Source organism: Vibrio sp. 1557 (genome assembly GCF_033340175.1).
GTDB classification, from domain to species: domain Bacteria; phylum Pseudomonadota; class Gammaproteobacteria; order Enterobacterales; family Vibrionaceae; genus Vibrio; species Vibrio alginolyticus.
Window position 1 is genome coordinate 1 of record NZ_JAWOVZ010000008.1, and the last position, 19,379, is coordinate 19,379.

A 19,379-nucleotide genomic window follows, 5' to 3' on the forward strand; every position below is an offset into this window, starting at 1 on the left:
CTGAAACTCAGTATGTTGTTTAAGAACTGAACAACATGGGGCTACCATGTCTTCTCATCGAATTAAGCAACAAAGCCGGAAAAAAATGAGCCACAGCCAAAGTCGCCAGAAAAAGCCCCAGTGAAATAACCCAGCAGCGTGCTGGTAAAGATTTAAGTAAGTTTGTCATCTTCTTAGTACTCTCAAAGTGCACGGGCGGTGCACAATCAAATCATGTATCAGCATGTTAGTTCTCAAAAAGTGCTCTAGTGGTTTGCTCGGCCATAATCTCGCACACAGGACATTTAAGCTGAATGCGCTGTTGAGATACCGTCAAATACAGACTGCCGCATCGACACCGGTGTAAGGATGCAAGCTGTGATCTTAAATCACGAGCTAGAACCCAACCTTCATTGATGGTCAGTTTTTTCCAGGGGATCTCAGCTGGAAGATCTGCCTCTTCTCTTGCAACCAAGTACGCATCGTAAGCCTTCATCAAAGCATCGATATTTAATTGCTTGTAGACATTATCACCACCAATATTGACATAAAGCGCCATCAGCAGGGAGCCTTCAACTAGGGCTCTTCTGCTTTTAACGATGGCATCAGATTCTGGCAATTGACCAGGACAAGGTGACTTGCCAGTCACTTCTTTGTGCAGCCTTCTGATAATGTGGATTGGCAAACCTGTATCGAGCGCGATAATGGTCGTTCGAAATCCGTATTTAATAAGCAGCGAGGCTCGGGTAAACAACTCACTTTTGGACAGGTTATCAATCATGCATCCCCCTTGTTGTTTAGGGTTGATAATAAATAAGCGATTCTTGGGATGCCTGTGCCTTTGCTCTTCACCATCTCAATCAGTTGGCTTTGGTTACCCCTTGGTTGAAACAGCATGAATGATGAGGTCGCCACTCGTTGCAGGTCGTCAACTCCAGCATTAATCAGCGCATCAACCACATCGCGTGTAAGTCCAAAGCGCAAGACTGCCTCTTGCGGATCAATGCGCGCCAATTCCCGTGCTGCGTGTAGGTATGCCAAATTTAATTGATAGAAGTCTTGTTGATTGGTTGTCATTGACGGACCTCCAGTTCATGTAAAATATTGCGATAGATAGAAAGCACTCTTTGCCCATACCAGCGTGCACGCTCTTCGTTCCAACTGTGATAGCGGCCTATGCCAAGCTCTAAATCGTTTGGTGAAGACTTGATTGCTTCGGCCAAAATACTGGAGCCGACAGTAAGGTTGGTGATGGGGTCTAGCAGTTCATCTGCTGAGCTCACTCGATGCCCATGCCAATGCAAATTGATTTGCATAAGGCCAATATCGAGCTGGTATTTTTCACTCTCTTGGAGTGCCTGGTTTAACAGTTGCTCCGCTTCTGTCTTAGATTTGGCGTAGGTTGCGTGTGAACCATTGCGAATTGCGTATGGCCATGGACTAGTCATGTTAAGACCTCGATGTGAGGCTGACTCAGCCAAGGCAACGGCGTAGAGCATGACTGGATCAATACCAACACTTTGTGCTGCTTTTTCCCACTGATAGCCCGGAAACGCATAGACTGAAGTGCTTGCGGACATGGCTATCACTAGGGCAACGGTTTTTGCTTTAATCGTTTTCATTTTTGTCCTCTAATTCATTTCCGAGAAACGCCTGAATGGCTTTCGGGCTTATTCTTTTTAAAGGCACTGCGCTAAAATTGGCGATGCCTCTCGTGTAAACTTGTGCCGCTTTTGACCAGTCACCCACGGCAACAGGCGCTTGCATATCAAATCCTTTTTGCTGGTTCTGATGGTCGGCAATACCCTGTAATAGCCTTGGGTATTCACCCACTTCGCCCCGCAGCAAGTAAGCCTGGTAGCGTGTTAAAAACTCTTTTTGCTTAAAGGGGTATTCCCTGTCATCAACCTTGCAGAGTTCAACCCATCCACCCATATCTGAAATCACGCGGTGGATAAGCGCATCGTCAAACATCACTGATGTCCAAGCGCCAACCTGACGAACAGCCTTGTCAACTTTGTTCCAAGCAACCATGGCTCTTGAACCCGAGTTGCCGTCGATATGCTTGATGACGTCAGCGGGCTTTGGAAAAAATTGCCCTGTATCCGGTGATTGAATATGCCGAGTTAGACCGATTCGCACATCTTCAATGCTATAAGCACGAAGGGCTTCAAATGCGATGGATAGCAATTGTGGTGATACGCTTTTGCCATACATGGCCCAAGCGGCTCCCCAAACTTCAGCAAACTCGCGTTTATCAACCTCCTGCACTTGAACGAACCTCCCGAATACCTGGTCCGGCCCAGCTTTCAGCAATGCGGCGATTGCTTTCTTCAATATTCAATTGGTGATTGCTGCCCTTTAGGCTCGTCGATGATTGCTGTACTTCATCAATGCGAACGTACTCGTCTTCCCATTGCCGGTTTAAAAGCCAGTTATGTGGCATAGGGGTCTTAGTCCGATCTTGATACTGCAATCGGTTATCTCGTTGCTCTTTCCAGCGTGTTAGCACTTCCAAGGCGAGTTCATGGTCTTCATTGAGGCCCATGCGTAGCCATTCTTCTTTGGCTTTCGCTTTTTTTTCTTTGCGTATTTGTACATCCCAGAAGTCTTCAAACTGTATGTGGTTAACAGTTTTAACTGTTGGTTTATTGCTTCTCTCAGAGTCATCCGACCGTTGAGAGTCCCTTACCGGGTTGCCATCAGGCATAAACAATGATGAAAATTCTTCTGGAAGCCGAGCTTGAAAAGCGGCAAGAGATTTCAAAAGTGATGCCATACCAATGAAGTCGGCAGGTACATCTTTAAGCAACCGAAAGGCTGCTTTACCTTGGTTTGGGTTTTCGATTGGGTTGTGCTTCAGAAAGCTCCGAATCAAAGTCCAACCGGATTCCTCGCAACGAATGAGGAACTGATCTTGTTCTAACTCATTTAGAGCCTTGGCAACCTGTTGCTCATCACAGTTCAAGTCAGAAGCAACGTAACCAATCGGCAATCGAAAGCAGCCAAGCAAATTACAATGTGGGCATGTAAGCAAATACAGTCCTAGCAACTTCGCTGAGTCACTCCAGGACAAAACATTTTGCTTTAGCCAAAAGCGGGTATAGACCTTGCCATAATCACGCATGGAGGTACTCGCTTCTGTGTTTACGTAATATGCTGACCATTACTTGCCCTTAATCCTACTGGTTACTGGCTTTCAGCTCGCTTGGGCATTCGGGGTAGATGTCCGGTCTTAACTGAGATCGGGTTACCTGTCCTTGCGTAGCTTGTTCGATGGGTAAAACGAATTCAGCGGGAACACGCCCTGATTTATTCAACCAAAACCAGACGTTTTGCTGCTTTGAGTTGATGGCTCGTGCTAATGCTGATTGCCCGCCGACCAAGTCAATGGCACGGCGGAGATGTTTTTGTGTCGTGTTGAACACTTCCATACCGTCTCCTGTTACAATAATAACTGTTACAAGATTGAATGTTACAGTTTAAACTGTAGTTAAGTCAACAGTTAAAATTGTTGAAAGGCTACAGTTTTATTTGTAGAATACGGGCTTATGAAAACTTTATCCGAACGACTAAACCATGCCTTGCAGCTTACTGGGGTGACTCAGTCTGAGTTGGCTCGTCGCATTGGTATCAAACAGCAGTCGATCAGCCAGATTTGCTCTGGTAAATCGGCTAGGTCTCGTTACACCATGCAGATCGCGGAGGCGCTTCGCGTGAATGCTCATTGGCTCGCCACAGGTGATGGCGAGATTGGCTTGGGGGTCGGTAATGTAGAAGTCGGGCCTGATATTAAGGGAAGAATTCCTCTTATTAACTGGGTTCAGGCCGGTGATTGGACTGAAATAGCGGAGGGATTTGCCCATGAAGATGCTGAGGAGTGGCGTGAAGTCACTGGGAAAGCACATGAGGGTTGTTTCGCACTTCGCGTAAAAGGCGACAGTATGGAAAATCCAAGCGGAAAAAAATCCATACCTGAGGGAGCAGTGATCGTTGTTGATCCTGAGTTACCTTACTCTTCAGGTTCATTGGTTGTTGCGCGTTTGGATGATTCGAAAGAAGCAACCTTTAAGCAGTTGGTCATTGACGGTGAACAGAAGTTCCTAAAACCTTTGAACCCCCAATACCCTGCAATACCGATCAACGGCAACTGCACCATCATCGGTGTAGTACGACAAGCTATCATCGATTTCTGGTAGCGAAGGAATTTGTGGTTTAGCCACAGTTGTTCATGAGCTGAAGAAGCAACGATTGCAAACAGCTACAACTGAGCATTGGCGCACGCTGAGAGTAAATGGTAACCGATTAGATAACCATTGATTGTTTATAAAGTCAAGATCAGCGAAAATAGCGGCCAATTACGATTAACACGACGGATTTGACAAGCGAAGAACTGAAAAGAGAGTACTTCCAAAAGTGTGTACAAATCCGTGTACAAACTAAAAGAATTTATACATGGCAAACCAAGATTTTCTCAATGAAATCAATAAGCGAAGGACCTTTGCTATCATCTCTCACCCGGATGCGGGTAAAACCACCATTACTGAAAAAGTCCTTTTATTCGGAAACGCGATCCAAAAAGCAGGTACGGTTAAAGGTCGTGGTAACGCACAGCACGCAAAATCAGACTGGATGGAAATGGAAAAAGAACGTGGTATCTCGGTAACCACTTCTGTAATGCAGTTCCCTTACAATGACTGTCTGGTAAACCTACTTGATACGCCTGGACACGAAGACTTCTCGGAAGATACATACCGTACGTTAACGGCAGTAGACTCGTGTTTGATGGTTATCGATGCGGCGAAAGGTGTCGAGGATCGTACACGTAAGCTGATGGAAGTAACGCGTCTGCGTGACACGCCAATCGTAACCTTCATGAACAAACTTGACCGTGACGTTCGTGATCCAATGGAAGTATTGGACGAGGTAGAAAACGAGTTGGGCATGATGTGTGCGCCAATTACATGGCCAATCGGCTGTGGTAAAGAATTTAAAGGTGTGTACCACATTCACCGTGATGAAACGATTTTATACGAATCAGGTCACGGTCATGAGATTCAAGAAGTTCGAATCATCAAAGGTCTCGATAACCCAGAGCTTGATGAAAAAGTTGGTGCAGGCCTTGCGGAAAGTGTTCGAGAAGAGCTTGAGCTTGTTATGGGTGCTTGCCCTGAGTTTGATTTGGAAATGTTCCTAACAGGTGACCTGACGCCAGTTTACTTCGGTACTGCATTAGGTAACTTTGGTGTGGATCATATGCTAGACGGTCTAACTGAATGGGCTCCAGCGCCGAAAACTCGTCAAGCGGTTGAACGTGAAGTTGAAGCGACTGAAGAGAAGTTCTCTGGTTTCGTATTTAAGATCCAAGCGAATATGGACCCAAAACACCGCGACCGTATCGCATTCATGCGTATTGTATCGGGCACTTACACGCAAGGTATGAAGATGAACCACGTTCGTCTTGGCAAGCAAGTGAGTATCTCTGATGCAGTAACCTTTATGGCTGGTGACCGTGCACGTGCAGAACACGCTTACGCCGGTGACATCATTGGTCTACACAACCACGGCACTATTCAGATTGGTGATACCTTTACGCAAGGTGAATCACTGAAGTTCTCTGGTATTCCGAACTTCGCTCCGGAACTATTCCGTCGTATTCGCCTGAAAGATCCACTAAAGCAGAAGCAGCTTCTCAAAGGTTTGGTTCAGCTATCAGAAGAAGGTGCGGTACAGGTATTCCGTCCTCTACAGAACAACGATCTGATCGTTGGTGCCGTTGGTGTACTTCAGTTTGATGTTGTTGTGGCTCGTTTGAAGTCTGAGTATAACGTTGAAGCGATTTATGAAGGCATTAACGTTGCAACTGCGCGTTGGGTTGAGTGTGGTGATGCGAAGAAACTGGATGAGTTCCAACGCAAGAATCAAGCGAACTTAGCATTGGATGGTGGTGATAACCTAACGTATATCGCTCCAACAATGGTTAACTTAAACTTAGCGAAAGAGCGTTTTCCTGACGTTGATTTCCGTGCGACACGTGAGCACTAATTTGCGCGGTTAGGGTAAGCCGTAACGCAAACTAGATTTTAAAACGCCCTTGGCTATAAACTTAGCCAAGGGCGTTTTTATATAAGGATAAGATATGAATTGGTTTAAACGTGGGCTAAAGCGTTACGACAACTGGTGTAAAGAGATGGGGTTAACTCCCGATCAGAAACGCAGTTGTGTCCCATATCGAAAAGACCCTGCCCATCAAACTGAAGAGAAGAGTGAAGCCCAACCATCCTCTGATTTTCTGCCCGCAGATACAGATCAAAAGCGTCAAGATGAAGCTCTTTGATACGCACTGCCACTTTGATTTTGATGTGTTTCAAGATGACTTTGCGCATCAACTTGAGCTTGCTCAAACGCAAGGCGTCGCAAGAATTTTGATTCCTTCCGTCGGTCCGCAAAACTGGGCTCGTATTCAAACTTTGGCAGAGCAACATGCCAATTTGTATTATGCGCTCGGCTTTCATCCGTATTTTCTTGAAGATAACGTTGAGCAGCACCTTACAGAGCTAGAAGGCTATCTAAATCAAAAAGGACCACAGTGCGTAGCAATAGGAGAGTGTGGTTTAGATTTTGCCATTGATGTTTATCCACAGTTGCAAGAAAAGATACTTGAAGTTCAATTTGAGCTGGCTAGACGCTTCGAACTCCCAGTTATTTTACATAGCCGAAAAGCGCACAATCGCCTCATTCAAATGGTGAAATCGGCGAATCTCCCTAGAGGTGGTGTGCTACACGCTTTTTCTGGGAGTTATCAGCAAGCCATGGAGTGGGTCAAATTAGGTTTTTTTATCGGTGTAGGAGGAACGATTACCTACCCAAGAGCCAAGAAAACACGCGACGCAATTCAAAAATTACCACTCGAAAACCTAGTAATCGAAACAGACGCACCAGATATGCCTATACTTGGATATCAAGGGGAGTCAAATCACCCAGCCAAACTCATTCACGTCTTTAATGAGCTCGTAGAGTTGCATAACGGCCGAAAGCAATCGATTGCCTCTCAACTGTGGAAAAATAGCAATTTTGCTTTCTCGATATGTGAATAAAATCTAAAGATGTGGTTTGAAATCGAAAACGTTTTCCTGCTTATTGTGAATTAACTCACAAAGCTGGTTGAATCAATCATGAATCTTATAGGAAAGTGTGAGGCTGGCATTACTTTAATTGATTCTGCATGAGTATAATTGCCCCCGCTTTATAGCTCCATTTTGTAACACGCCAATAAATAACTTATAAGGAAGTCATAAACTATGAGCCTGTTTATGAGCCTAATCGGTATGGTAGTGCTTCTTGCGATTGCAGTGGCATTTTCTAACAACCGAAAAGCTATCAACTTTAGAACTGTGGGTGGCGCATTCGCTATCCAATTCGCATTAGGTGCATTTGTTCTGTATGTACCTTGGGGCCGTGATCTACTAAACGGTTTCTCTTCAGGTGTTTCTAACGTTATCAACTACGGTAACGATGGTTCATCATTCCTGTTCGGTGGTCTTGTTTCTGACAAGATGTTCGAAGTATTCGGCGGCGGCGGTTTCATCTTCGCATTCCGTGTTCTTCCTACACTGATCTTCTTCTCTGCACTGATTTCAGTTCTTTACTACATTGGCGTTATGCAATGGGTTATCAAGATTCTTGGTGGCGCACTACAAAAAGCGCTAGGCACTTCTCGTGCGGAATCAATGTCAGCTGCTGCTAACATTTTCGTAGGTCAAACTGAGGCACCTCTAGTTGTTCGCCCATTCGTTCCAAAAATGACTCAATCAGAGCTATTCGCGGTAATGTGTGGTGGTCTAGCTTCTGTTGCTGGTGGTGTACTAGCTGGTTACGCATCTATGGGTGTTCCACTAGAGTACCTAGTTGCGGCATCATTCATGGCAGCACCTGGTGGTCTACTGTTCGCTAAAATCCTTCACCCTGAGACTGACCAGCCTCACGAAAGTATCGAAGAAGCGATGGACGGCGGTGACGACAAACCAGTTAACGTAATCGACGCAGCTGCGGGCGGTGCGGCTTCTGGTCTACAACTTGCGCTTAACGTAGGTGCAATGCTAATCGCATTCGTTGGTCTAATCGCGCTAATCAACGGTATGCTAGGTGGCATCGGTGGTTGGTTCGGCATGCCAGAACTAACACTAGAGCTAATCCTAGGTTACGCGTTCTCTCCACTAGCATTCCTAATCGGTGTTCCATGGGCAGAAGCTGTAACAGCTGGTTCATTCATCGGTCAGAAAATCGTAGTGAACGAATTCGTTGCTTACTTGAACTTCACACCATATCTAGGTGAAAACGCTCAAGTAATCGCGGCAACTGGTGAAGTAATGTCTGAGAAGACAACAGCTATCATCTCATTCGCACTATGTGGTTTCGCGAACCTTTCTTCTATCGCGATTCTACTTGGTGGTCTAGGTAGCCTTGCACCAAACCGTCGTAGTGACATCGCTCGCATGGGTGTTAAAGCAGTTCTTGCAGGTACGTTGTCTAACCTTATGGCAGCGACAATTGCAGGCTTCTGCTTAAGCCTTGCAGCACTATAATTAGAATCGGTTCTTAATATATAGACGCCGTTTTACATCATGCCCTGTAGCAAGAGATTGCTGCGGGGCATTTTTCGTTTTTCGGGCTCCAAAATTTCATCGGGTGTTTGCCTTAGTCGAGGTATTACGCAGTCAATGGAATAGGGGCTAGGAAATTTTGAGATACAAACCGTTTGCGCTCTATTTGGTGCTACAGTTTTGCGGTGAAACTCTATAATGTATTAATCACAGGATAGTGGTTAAGCTTGATTCTTAATCACGTAATGAATATTACATAATCGATGGGCAAATGAATTGCCCTGCAATATCAGATCTAATAGGCGTTTTGCTTTGTGATGTGATATTAAAGACACCGCAATCATAGATTGTTGTGCCATAGGCCAAACTGGTACTGTGCGGTGACAAGGATAGCAATTGGCATATGATAAATTTTCGCTGTATATGCCGAGTCTTCAGGGAACCAAGTCCGTTCATTAATAGACTGTTTAGCCATTTACTCACATTGTCTCGACTTGTTGATTATAGTTAAAGACGTGATGTAAGGCTGAGTAGTGAATTTTTTGAATATTGATCGGAGATAGAAATGAGCGATTTAAAAGCAGCAGCGCTACGTGCACTTAAACTTATGGACCTAACTACGTTGAATGACGATGACACTGATGCAAAAGTGATCTCACTATGTCATGACGCGAAAACAGCAGTAGGCAACACAGCTGCAATTTGTATTTACCCTCGCTTTATTCCTATTGCTAAGAAGACACTTCGTGAGCAAGGTACGCCAGAGGTTCGTATTGCAACAGTAACGAACTTCCCACATGGTAACGACGACATTGAAATCGCAGTTGCTGAAACAAAAGCGGCGGTTGCTTACGGTGCAGACGAAGTTGACGTAGTTTTCCCTTACCGCGCGCTAATGGCGGGTGATGAGAAAGTAGGCTTCGAACTAGTTAAGCAATGTAAAGAGGCTTGTGGTGATATTCTTCTTAAAGTGATCATCGAAACGGGTGAACTAAAAGAAGAAGCACTAATCAAGAAAGCATCTCAAATCTGTATTGAAGCAGGTGCTGACTTCATTAAAACTTCAACTGGTAAAGTGCCAGTAAACGCAACACCAGAATATGCACGCATGATGCTTGAAGTGATTCGCGACATGGGTGTTGCAGAAACTGTTGGTTTCAAGCCAGCAGGTGGTGTGCGCACTGCTGAAGACGCAGCTGCATACCTAGCAATGGCTGACGAAATCCTAGGTGACAACTGGGTTGATGCTCGTCACTACCGTTTTGGTGCGTCTAGCCTGCTAACCAACCTACTAAATACATTAGAAGTATCGGACGACGTCGCTGATCCAACAGCGTACTAATTCCAATAATACGTCTGAACGGTAGCACCTAAACGGGTGCTACCAAACCTCTTCTATCCTACTACAACCATGGCTCAAAAGAGCTTGGGAGGCACTAATGTATTTACCACAAGAAATCATTCGTAAAAAACGTGACGGCGAAGTCCTAACCGCCGACGAAATCAACTTCTTTATTCAAGGCGTAGCGAACAACACGGTATCTGAAGGTCAGATTGCGGCGTTTGCTATGACGATTTTCTTTAATGAAATGACCATGGATGAGCGCATCGCCTTAACGTGTGCAATGCGTGATTCGGGCATGGTTATCGACTGGAGCCACATGAACTTCGGTGGTCCAATTGTCGACAAACATTCAACCGGTGGTGTGGGTGACGTAACTTCTTTAATGCTTGGCCCAATGGTGGCAGCGTGTGGCGGTTTCGTACCTATGATCTCTGGCCGCGGTCTTGGTCATACAGGCGGTACGCTGGATAAACTTGAATCTATCCCTGGTTACAACATTACGCCGAGCAATGATGTTTTTGGTCAGGTAACCAAAGACGCTGGTGTGGCGATCATCGGTCAAACTGGTGACCTTGCTCCTGCGGATAAGCGTGTTTACGCGACTCGTGATATTACCGCAACGGTAGACAATATCTCCCTGATTACGGCGTCGATCCTTTCTAAGAAACTGGCGGCGGGTCTGGAATCGCTAGTGATGGACGTAAAAGTGGGTTCAGGTGCATTTATGCCAACTTACGAAGCGTCTGAAGAGCTAGCAAAATCAATCGTTGCGGTAGCAAACGGTGCTGGCACTAAGACTACGGCAATTCTTACGGACATGAATCAAGTATTGGCGTCTTCAGCGGGTAACGCAGTAGAAGTTCGTGAAGCGGTTCGTTTCTTAACAGGTGAATACCGTAACCCTCGTCTACTTGAAGTGACCATGGCTTCATGTGCTGAAATGTTAGTACTTGGCAAGCTTGCTGAGAACACAGAAGACGCACGCGCAAAACTGATGGAAGTGCTGGATAACGGCAAAGCGGCTGAGTGCTTCGGCAAGATGGTTGCCGGCTTAGGCGGCCCCGCGGACTTCGTAGAAAACTACGACAACTACCTAGAAAAAGCAGAAATCATCAAGCCAGTTTACGCAACAGAAACGGGCATTGTCTCTGCAATGGATACACGTGCTATCGGCATGGCTGTGGTTGCTATGGGTGGTGGTCGTCGTGTTGCTACTGATGAAATCGACTACGCAGTTGGTTTCGACCAGTTCATCCGCCTAGGTGAGGTCGCAGACAGTGATAAACCTCTTGCGGTCATCCACGCTCGCACTGAAGAGCAATGGGAAGAAGCGGCAAAAGCACTGCGCAGTGCAATCAAAGTAGGTGGTGAATACACACCAACTCCAGAGGTTTACCGCCAAATTCGTGCAGAAGATATCTAATAGAACAAGTAATTACACAAGGCCTACTCAACCATAATAAAAAGCCGAGTGGGCCTAAGGAACGAGCAATGAAAAGAGCATTTATTTTAGTACTAGACTCATTCGGTATCGGTGCAACTGCCGACGCTAAAGAATTTGGTGATGTAGGTTCAGACACACTAGGTCACATCGCTGACCAATGTGAAAAAGGCTTAGCAGATAACGACAATCGCCAAGGTGCACTTCGCCTTCCAAATCTATCGAAACTTGGTTTGGCAATGGCGCATAAAGAATCGACAGGTCGCTTCGCACCTGGACTAGACGCAGACGCTGAAATCATTGGTGCATACGGTCATGCAGCAGAGCTTTCTTCAGGTAAAGACACGCCGTCTGGTCACTGGGAAATCGCAGGTGTTCCTGTTCTGTTTGACTGGGGTTACTTCACTGACAAAGCAAACAGCTTCCCGAAAGAATTGACTGACCGCATTCTTGAGCGTGCAGGTCTTGACGGTTTCCTAGGTAACTGTCACGCGTCTGGTACTCAAGTTCTTGACGATCTTGGTGAAGAGCACATGAAGACTGGCAAACCAATCTTCTACACGTCTGCTGACTCTGTATTCCAAATCGCATGTCACGAAGAGACTTTCGGTCTAGACCGTCTACTAGAGCTTTGCCAAATCGCACGTGAAGAGCTAGAAGATTACAACATTGGTCGTGTTATCGCGCGCCCATTCGTTGGTGCTGGTAAAGGTCAATTTGAGCGTACAGGTAACCGTCGTGATCTTTCTGTAGAGCCACCATCAGCAACGGTTCTTCAGAAGCTCGTTGATGAGAAGCAAGGCAACGTGGTTTCTATTGGTAAGATTGCTGATATCTACGCAAACTGCGGCATCACTAAGAAAGTGAAAGCGACAGGTATCCCTGCATTGTTCGAAGCAACGCTAGAGCAAATCAAAGAAGCGGGCGACAACACGATCGTATTCACTAACTTTGTAGACTTCGACTCAGCTTACGGTCACCGTCGTGACGTAGCGGGTTACGCAGCGGCACTTGAGTACTTCGATGGTCGCATCAATGAAGTGCTAGAGATTATGGAAGAAGACGATGTGCTTATCCTAACGGCAGACCACGGCTGTGACCCAACATGGCCAGGTACTGACCATACTCGTGAGCACATCCCAGTATTGGTTTATGGTCAAAAAGTACCAGCTGGTTCTCTTGGCCGCCGCGAAACATTCGCAGATATCGGTCAAACATTGGCAAGTTACTTCGGTACTTCTCCAATGGATTACGGTAAGAACTTCCTATAATTAGTTAGGTTTTTGAAAACTAGGAGCTTGATTGCTCCTAGTTTTATGTTTGCAGTATGTAAATGCTGCTTGTCGGAAATGAGAATACTCTGGCTTATATCGCCTTAAGCGCGGAGCGCTAGAGAAAGGTTAAGGAAAAGAAAATGGCAACTCCACATATCAATGCTGAAATGGGTGCATTTGCAGACGTCGTACTGATGCCTGGCGATCCACTACGTGCAAAATACATCGCAGAGACTTTCCTTGAAGATGTCGTTCAAGTGTGTGACGTTCGTAATATGTTTGGTTACACAGGCACATACAAAGGCCGTAAGATCTCGGTAATGGGCCACGGTATGGGTATCCCATCATGCTCGATTTACGCGACTGAACTAATCAAAGACTTCGGCGTGAAGAAAATCATCCGTGTTGGCAGCTGTGGCGCAGTGAATGAAGACATCAAAGTGCGTGATGTTGTGATCGGCATGGGTGCATGTACTGACTCTAAAGTGAACCGTATCCGCTTTAAAGGTCATGACTTCGCGGCAATCGCAGACTACAACATGGTTCGTGCGGCAGAAGACGCTGCAAAAGCTCGCGGTATTGACGTTAAAGTTGGTAACCTATTCTCAGCAGAGCTTTTCTACACGCCAGATCCAGAAATGTTCGATGTAATGGACAAGTACGGCATTGTTGGTGTTGAAATGGAAGCGGCTGGTATTTACGGTGTTGCGGCAGAATACGGTGCAAAAGCTCTGACAATCTGTACGGTTTCTGATCATATCAAGACTGGCGAACAGACTACATCTGACGAGCGTCAAACGACATTCAACGACATGATGCTAATCGCACTAGATTCAGTATTGCTTGGTGACGAAGAGTAAGCGACGAAGAGTCATTCTATTTTTCGCTCTCAAGAGCTAAAAAAAACAGCCCGCACATTGCGGGCTGTTTTTATATGAGTTATTAGCGCTACCTAGTTACTTGGTTAGCAGCAGGTTTGGCGCTTTTTTACGACGTATCGGTTGTCGACGTAAAATCAAGATGAACAACATACCACAGACAAAGCTCATTAAGACCATCATGTACATATAACGATCGCTCTTGCGATAGTGGTGGTCAGAAATAGCCGTCACCCGGCCCGTCTCAAAGGTCACGCGAACAAAACCGATAAGCGCACCATCTGCAAAAACTGGTTCAACCAACTGCTGGCGACCAATGGAAGCTGTTGCCAAAGGCGTATCCAGGCCAAGAACTTCGCGTACCGATAATGCCTCTTCACTAGACGCTAAACGTACACCCTGTGCATCGTAGATTGTTGCATCAAACACTAAACGGTCTTGTGCTAGCTGGTTTGTTAGCTGAAGTAATCGTTCTTGATCTTTAGTTAAAATCATCTCACTGGCAGAAAGAGACGCCTGTGAAATCAAAACTTTGGTGAGCGTTTCAAGCTGTTGTGCTTGAATTTTCTCATTACCCTTACTGATCACAACACTGTTTTTTATTGTGATAAACAACATCACACACAGTAGGATTAGTGCCAGAATTCTTAGGGCATTCCTTACTGAGAACAAAGATTCACTCATGCTCTTTACTCATCCATTTAAAATAAAACAAAGACTTGCCTTTTTAGTTTGTTGAGGTAACGTTTTAGCAAAGTCATAAGGGATTATATACATGGACGCGTCAAAAAGCTTGCCTATCAGAAAACATACGACACTTTTAAAACGATTACCCGAGACTCGATTTGCCTCCCAATTAGATAAAGCAAAAGCAAACTGGATCGTATTTGCTGAGTACCTTTCGCCAAGTCACTTCGAAGACATTGATTTCTTCACCGGCTTTTACAACCCGATACTAGAAACGTGGAAAGTTGGCCAATATGAAGTAGCCCTGATGGCCGGAGAGTTGACTCCTCAACATGAAACGATCTTACAAAGTCTCAACCTAGATTACGCCTCGCTTAATGAAGTGCCCGATCTATCAACCCAAGGGTTGATTGTATTTGATATGGATTCAACGGCGATCCAGATAGAGTGTATTGATGAAATCGCGAAACTGGCAGGAGTAGGGGATGAGGTCGCTGAAGTCACTGAACGTGCCATGCAAGGTGAGCTGGATTTTGAGCAAAGTTTACGTCAGCGAGTTGGTAAGCTCAAAGGTGCCGATGAATCAATTCTTGAACAAGTTCGTTCCCAGTTACCATTCATGCCGGACTTTGAAGCGCTAATTGCGACGTTGAAAGCCTTGGGCTGGAAAACAGCGATTGCTTCCGGTGGTTTTACTTACTTCTCTGATTACATCAAAGATAAAGTCGACTTAGATTTTGCTCGCTCCAATCAATTAGAAATTATTGACGGCAAACTCACGGGTAACGTACTTGGTGATGTGGTAACGGCGCAGATGAAGTCTGACATTCTAGTGGAACTGGCGGATGAATATGAAATTGAGCAGCACAACACGGTTGCTGTCGGTGATGGCGCTAATGATCTTGTGATGATGTCGGTGGCAGGATTAGGGATTGCGTATCACGCAAAACCAAAAGTGGAAGCTCAAGCGCAATCTGCGATTCGCTTTGCTGGGTTGGGCGGTGTGCTCTGTATTTTATCTGGCGCATTGGTGAAGCAGCAAAAGGTTAGCTGGAAAGCTAAACCTTAACCATCCATTCAAAAACACCGCCAGAAAGGCGGTGTTTTTTTTTCAATTTGGTATGGCTTTGAATTTACTCGGTTAACTCCAATCTAATTACAACCTCTTCAGTAATGTCTTCAAATTCACTGTAACCAACGAGCGCCGTCAACTCTTTTTCTAACTTGCTCGCTTGATGTACACCAAATTGGGTTAAGTCACTTAAATCTTGTTGCAGTAATGATGTCATCGGATCGAAAATTGGTGCAGTAGAAAGGCGAAGCACGTAAAAGTCACCCATCATTCGCGCTTTCTTTATAAATTGAATCCGCTCTTTTACGCTGTTGAACTCTTGATGAAGCTTTGACTCAATGCCTGTAATTTTATTGCCTACTTTTGCGGCGCTTATGTAGATATCCTGATGTCTGGCTTGAGCACCTTCTACACGTTTTATTGGCTCTGCGATTAATGTGCTTGTCCGGCCTTTAAAGATAGGTTCAAGTGACAACAGTTGGTCATGCCCAAGACGGGCAAAAAGCTCAATGTGTTTAGGTAGCGGCAAGTTCACCCCGATAACGGGGGTTTTGATTGAAGATGACGTACTCTTACTGATAAAAATGGGCGTGCTCAGCGTACGCGAGAGCAACATGCAGTGCAGCCTTTCAAGTAGAGCATTACTTGGTAGCGTTTCTTTTTGCGGGATTAGCTTGTCTTGATTGTGCTCGATAATGCTATTGAAAAAAGCGATTACCTTCATGGTTTGGCTGCTTTCATCAATAACTAGCTGCACGCTACAACCATCTGGGCTTACACGAATTACTCGGTATGGCACCGACATTAACGGCAATTTTTTATCGTAGAGTTGTAATTCTCGAAAGTTGATTCTTACCTCTTGCCCAGAACGTAACATCGTGGGCTCACTTAGCCTAATTCCGAGTCCTCGTTTGGAAAGGTCAACAGTACAGCCGCCTGTTTTAGTTTGTCCTGAGTACAACTCTAAAGGTGTTTTAAAACGATAACGAGGCTCTTTTCGACGAGACTTTGCATCAAAATAAATGCCCTTTGGATTGCCGATAACTCTTCTCGGATGGCGAAACGCGTTTAATGTATTAGCGGGTAAGCGCGGCTTTTCAGTTAGCAGGTAATCCTGCCCTGATTTTTCGTCAGCAATTTCTTGCAAAATACCAATATGAGTCAGTGATTGAGACGTTTCTGCCAACTCTGGAGAGAATGCTGCTAGGTCTTCCTGTTCTTGCTCAGATAGTTCAAAGATTGAAATTCTAAAGGCGCGCCAACTCTCTCGTTTGCCACCTAAATGCCAAAATAGCTGGCGCTGTTCGCGAGTTGCTTCAGGGCGAAACATCGAATAGAAATAGGTTCGATTCTCGTGCTCGTGAGTAAATGAATAAAGGACATTGGTTGTTCCTTTCACACCAGGCTTAATGAGTGACGCGATGCGTTGCTCGTTGAATAAGGAACCAAACATTTGCTGGTTTCTCTCATCGTGCCAGTATTGCCAAAGCTTTTGATTGTTTGGCGTTAACATTGCTAATTTTAGGTCACTACCATCAAAGAATAGAGGCAAGCTGCTGGTGTGCTTTAGTGCGATGTGCTCATAACCGCGAGTTCGAGCTCGAATAATCTTGTCTTGATTGTCGTGACGAGCCCTTTTAGCTGCACTGTTGAGCGCTTCATCTATCACTCTGGTGACGACATTGGTGTCAGTTAAGCGTATGGTTCTGAGGTATCGAACTGAGTCATTTTCGTAACAGTCATCAACCGCGAGTATGCGGTATGCAAGCGGTTTCTCTATACCTGCAACGTTAGATTTGCTGGCAAATTCAGTAAACGTGACCTGAATAATTTCCCCAAGGTTATATTTAAATGCGCTAGGGACTTTGAACTTTGCGCCAGAGCTAGATAAATCAATGCTTAATCCATGAAGAAGCTGTCCTTTAGAACGGCAAATTTCAACTTGAGATTGGACTTTCAAGCGTTTTTCTTGGCGCTTTAAATCGTAGCCTAGGTGAACGGGTTCTGCTAAGAACGGGCTTTTAGGATCCGTTAACGATTGCGTTTTTTGCTGAGTAAGGCGCTTGCTCATTACGCGAAAGTTATTTCGCGTGTTGACCAATGCTTCCCACATTCCTTCCGTGTAGCAGCCAAACTTTTTGATGTTTTTATGGTAAGCGTTGAAAGCAACATCATCCAACCAATGTGGAATGCCATCCAAAATATACTCGCGACATTCGCCTTGAACGCGACCTCGCAAATCAATGCTTTTTTTGCATGGAGCCATTAAGCGGTTAAGTTCCATTTTAACCAAAATTTTGGCCGAAGGCGGCTCTTCCTCGGTCAGTTGGCCAAGGACAAAGTCAAAGTCATTCGTACCGTAAACGGGAATGAGTCGTTCTGCGAGCGAGAGAATTTCAGATTGCTGCATTATTTCTGTTAGAGTATGTCGTTACTTTAAATTGTATCGGCTAAGCGAAGTAATACTTAAGTATATCAATAGTTCATTTCAGTTCAGGTCTGACTTGGCTGTGCTTAGTCACATTTGTAGAAAAAATTGAGGCATCATGGCGAAAGCAAAACGAGCGTATGTTTGTAATGATTGTGGCGCGGACTTTCCCCGTTGGCAGGGGCAGTGTAACGCATGTGGTGCATGGAATACGATAACAGAAGTACGTATCGCTGCATCGCCAACCGTTGCTCGCAATGAACGCTTAAGCGGCTACGCTGGTTCCGCAACAGAAGCTACGGTTCAAACGCTATCCGAAATTGATCTGCAAGAAGTACCTCGCTTCACCAGTGGGTTTAAAGAGCTTGACCGCGTCTTGGGTGGTGGTGTTGTGCCAGGTGCCGCAATTTTGATTGGTGGTAACCCTGGTGCAGGTAAATCAACCCTTCTGTTGCAAACCATGTGTAGTTTATCTGCGCAAATGCCAACGCTTTACGTAACCGGTGAAGAGTCGTTACAGCAGGTGGCAATGCGTGCTTCCCGATTGGGCTTGCCGAAAGATCATTTAAAAATGCTATCGGAAACGAACGTCGACAAAATTTGCCAAATCGCCGAAAAAGAGCAGCCTCGTATAATGGTAATAGACTCGATTCAGGTGATGCACGTTTCTGATGTTCAATCGTCGCCTGGCAGTGTTGCTCAGGTACGTGAATCTGCGACGGCTCTGACACGATACGCAAAACAGAATAATGTTGCGGTATTTATTGTTGGTCACGTAACAAAAGATGGTACCCTTGCGGGCCCCAAAGTTCTTGAACACATTATCGACTGTTCGGTACTACTCGATGGTGGAACGGATAGCCGATTCCGCACTTTGCGTAGTCATAAAAACCGTTTTGGTGCTGTGAATGAGCTTGGTGTATTTGCAATGACAGGCCAAGGATTGAAGGAAGTGAGTAACCCATCAGCGATCTTCCTTTCTCGTGGTGAAGAAGAAACATCAGGCTCTTCAGTCATGGTGGTTTGGGAAGGCACGCGCCCTCTACTAGTAGAGATTCAAGCGCTGGTGGATTACTCGCAGTTAGCCAACCCTCGTCGTGTTGCGGTCGGCTTGGAGCAGAACCGCCTATCACTTTTGCTCGCTGTGTTGCATAAGCATGGTGGCTTACAAATGGCAGACCAAGATGTCTTTGTTAATGTGGTTGGCGGTGTTAAGGTGACGGAGACGAGCGCTGATCTTGCTTTAGTTATGGCGCTTTTATCGAGTTTTCGTGACCGTCCACTCCCTAAAGATGTGGTGATTTTTGGTGAGGTAGGGCTTGCGGGCGAAATCCGTCCAGTGCCAAGTGGGCAAGAGCGTTTGAATGAAGCGTTCAAACATGGTTTCAAGAAAGCCATCGTGCCAGCAGCCAACATGCCGAAAGGTGGCATCCCTGGCATGCAAATTCACGGCGTTAAGAAATTGTCGGAAGCTATAGAGGCTTTTGACGAGCTGTAATGCTCATAAGAATGGTATTTGTGCAATCACAAACTGTTCTATCCGTCCTCAATAAAATGCGAATAAAGTACATAAATTGCTGTGTTTGACTATGCTTTGGGGACGGAAATTTCACGTTAAAATTTTTTTTCTTCCATCCGCACGCAAGGGTATCAGTATTGACAGAATGTGATA

Annotated in this window: 20 protein-coding genes; 11 read left to right on the forward strand and 9 right to left on the reverse strand. The window is 45.4% G+C overall.

The window, feature by feature from the left end:
• Nucleotides 1–226: 226 nt before the first annotated feature.
• From R7070_RS11715 to R7070_RS11740, 6 genes are read right to left on the reverse strand one after another with little or no spacing between them, the layout of a single operon-like run.
• Nucleotides 227–760 carry a FlhC family transcriptional regulator gene (locus tag R7070_RS11715; protein ID WP_000566753.1) on the reverse strand — a complete coding sequence of 178 codons (534 nt, stop codon included), beginning with the start codon at nt 758–760 and terminating at the stop codon, nt 227–229.
• Nucleotides 757–1,056 (reverse strand): flagellar transcriptional regulator FlhD, encoded by a 300-nt coding sequence (locus R7070_RS11720; protein WP_000210563.1) that lies wholly within the window; start codon nt 1,054–1,056, stop codon nt 757–759. The genes R7070_RS11715 and R7070_RS11720 overlap by 4 nt, the downstream gene beginning before the upstream one ends.
• Entirely contained in the window at nt 1,053–1,601 is a 549-nt protein-coding gene (locus R7070_RS11725) for a lytic transglycosylase domain-containing protein (protein WP_169628575.1), read from the reverse strand. The genes R7070_RS11720 and R7070_RS11725 overlap by 4 nt, the downstream gene beginning before the upstream one ends.
• Nucleotides 1,588–2,250 (reverse strand): DUF6475 domain-containing protein, encoded by a 663-nt coding sequence (locus tag R7070_RS11730; RefSeq protein ID WP_318132057.1) that lies wholly within the window; start codon nt 2,248–2,250, stop codon nt 1,588–1,590. Before R7070_RS11730 ends, R7070_RS11725 begins: the two co-directional genes overlap by 14 nt.
• Complete coding sequence (locus R7070_RS11735) at nt 2,237–3,106, reverse strand: hypothetical protein (RefSeq protein WP_169628576.1); 870 nt, start codon at nt 3,104–3,106, stop codon at nt 2,237–2,239. Before R7070_RS11735 ends, R7070_RS11730 begins: the two co-directional genes overlap by 14 nt.
• 55 nt (nt 3,107–3,161) lie before the next feature.
• Nucleotides 3,162–3,413 carry a helix-turn-helix domain-containing protein gene (locus R7070_RS11740; RefSeq protein ID WP_000451746.1) on the reverse strand — a complete coding sequence of 84 codons (252 nt, stop codon included), beginning with the start codon at nt 3,411–3,413 and terminating at the stop codon, nt 3,162–3,164.
• A gap of 117 nt (nt 3,414–3,530) precedes the next feature.
• Here R7070_RS11740 and R7070_RS11745 point away from each other — a divergent pair, with 117 nt between their 5' ends.
• The 5 genes from R7070_RS11745 (at nt 3,531) to R7070_RS11765 (ending at nt 8,564) form a co-directional block, all read left to right on the forward strand.
• Nucleotides 3,531–4,178 (forward strand): LexA family protein, encoded by a 648-nt coding sequence (locus R7070_RS11745; protein ID WP_025441476.1) that lies wholly within the window; start codon nt 3,531–3,533, stop codon nt 4,176–4,178.
• A gap of 256 nt (nt 4,179–4,434) precedes the next feature.
• Entirely contained in the window at nt 4,435–6,024 is a 1,590-nt protein-coding gene (prfC, locus tag R7070_RS11750) for a peptide chain release factor 3 (RefSeq protein WP_005391671.1), read from the forward strand.
• A gap of 94 nt (nt 6,025–6,118) precedes the next feature.
• Nucleotides 6,119–6,316 (forward strand): DUF5363 family protein, encoded by a 198-nt coding sequence (locus R7070_RS11755; RefSeq protein ID WP_062730460.1) that lies wholly within the window; start codon nt 6,119–6,121, stop codon nt 6,314–6,316.
• Nucleotides 6,303–7,076: a TatD family hydrolase gene (locus R7070_RS11760; RefSeq protein ID WP_062730461.1), complete on the forward strand. Its 774-nt coding sequence runs from the start codon at nt 6,303–6,305 to the stop codon at nt 7,074–7,076. The genes R7070_RS11755 and R7070_RS11760 overlap by 14 nt, the downstream gene beginning before the upstream one ends.
• A 204-nt stretch (nt 7,077–7,280) precedes the next feature.
• Nucleotides 7,281–8,564 carry a NupC/NupG family nucleoside CNT transporter gene (locus R7070_RS11765; RefSeq protein ID WP_005380131.1) on the forward strand — a complete coding sequence of 428 codons (1,284 nt, stop codon included), beginning with the start codon at nt 7,281–7,283 and terminating at the stop codon, nt 8,562–8,564.
• A 358-nt stretch (nt 8,565–8,922) separates the two neighbouring features.
• On the opposite strand, the gene R7070_RS11770 is transcribed toward R7070_RS11765, so the two are convergent.
• Nucleotides 8,923–9,057 (reverse strand): hypothetical protein, encoded by a 135-nt coding sequence (locus tag R7070_RS11770; RefSeq protein ID WP_005391675.1) that lies wholly within the window; start codon nt 9,055–9,057, stop codon nt 8,923–8,925.
• Between the two features lie 90 nt (nt 9,058–9,147).
• On the opposite strand from R7070_RS11770, the gene deoC reads away from it, so the two are divergent.
• The 4 genes from deoC (at nt 9,148) to deoD (ending at nt 13,502) form a co-directional block, all read left to right on the forward strand.
• Entirely contained in the window at nt 9,148–9,924 is a 777-nt protein-coding gene (gene deoC, locus R7070_RS11775; RefSeq protein WP_005380133.1) for a deoxyribose-phosphate aldolase, read from the forward strand.
• Nucleotides 9,925–10,021: 97 nt separating this feature from the next.
• Nucleotides 10,022–11,350, forward strand: a complete 1,329-nt coding sequence (gene deoA, locus R7070_RS11780; protein WP_062730462.1) for a thymidine phosphorylase — start codon at nt 10,022–10,024, stop codon at nt 11,348–11,350.
• Between the two features lie 68 nt (nt 11,351–11,418).
• Nucleotides 11,419–12,639 carry a phosphopentomutase gene (locus R7070_RS11785; protein ID WP_017820430.1) on the forward strand — a complete coding sequence of 407 codons (1,221 nt, stop codon included), beginning with the start codon at nt 11,419–11,421 and terminating at the stop codon, nt 12,637–12,639.
• A 143-nt stretch (nt 12,640–12,782) separates the two neighbouring features.
• A complete protein-coding gene (gene deoD / locus R7070_RS11790; protein WP_005380140.1) occupies nt 12,783–13,502 on the forward strand; it encodes a purine-nucleoside phosphorylase in 720 nt (239 codons plus the stop codon).
• Between the two features lie 96 nt (nt 13,503–13,598).
• Here the strand turns inward: deoD and R7070_RS11795 are convergent, their stop codons facing one another.
• The gene (locus R7070_RS11795; RefSeq protein WP_005391677.1) at nt 13,599–14,204 is read right to left on the reverse strand and encodes a YtjB family periplasmic protein; all 606 of its coding nucleotides are present in this window, start codon (nt 14,202–14,204) and stop codon (nt 13,599–13,601) included.
• Nucleotides 14,205–14,295: 91 nt separating this feature from the next.
• On the opposite strand from R7070_RS11795, the gene serB reads away from it, so the two are divergent.
• Nucleotides 14,296–15,276 carry a phosphoserine phosphatase gene (gene serB, locus R7070_RS11800; RefSeq protein WP_005386439.1) on the forward strand — a complete coding sequence of 327 codons (981 nt, stop codon included), beginning with the start codon at nt 14,296–14,298 and terminating at the stop codon, nt 15,274–15,276.
• Nucleotides 15,277–15,340: 64 nt separating this feature from the next.
• On the opposite strand, the gene R7070_RS11805 is transcribed toward serB, so the two are convergent.
• Nucleotides 15,341–17,689 carry a PilZ domain-containing protein gene (locus tag R7070_RS11805; protein ID WP_062730463.1) on the reverse strand — a complete coding sequence of 783 codons (2,349 nt, stop codon included), beginning with the start codon at nt 17,687–17,689 and terminating at the stop codon, nt 15,341–15,343.
• Between the two features lie 136 nt (nt 17,690–17,825).
• Between R7070_RS11805 and radA the strand changes: the two genes are divergently transcribed.
• Nucleotides 17,826–19,205 carry a DNA repair protein RadA gene (gene radA, locus R7070_RS11810; protein ID WP_005386443.1) on the forward strand — a complete coding sequence of 460 codons (1,380 nt, stop codon included), beginning with the start codon at nt 17,826–17,828 and terminating at the stop codon, nt 19,203–19,205.
• Nucleotides 19,206–19,379: the final 174 nt, after the last annotated feature.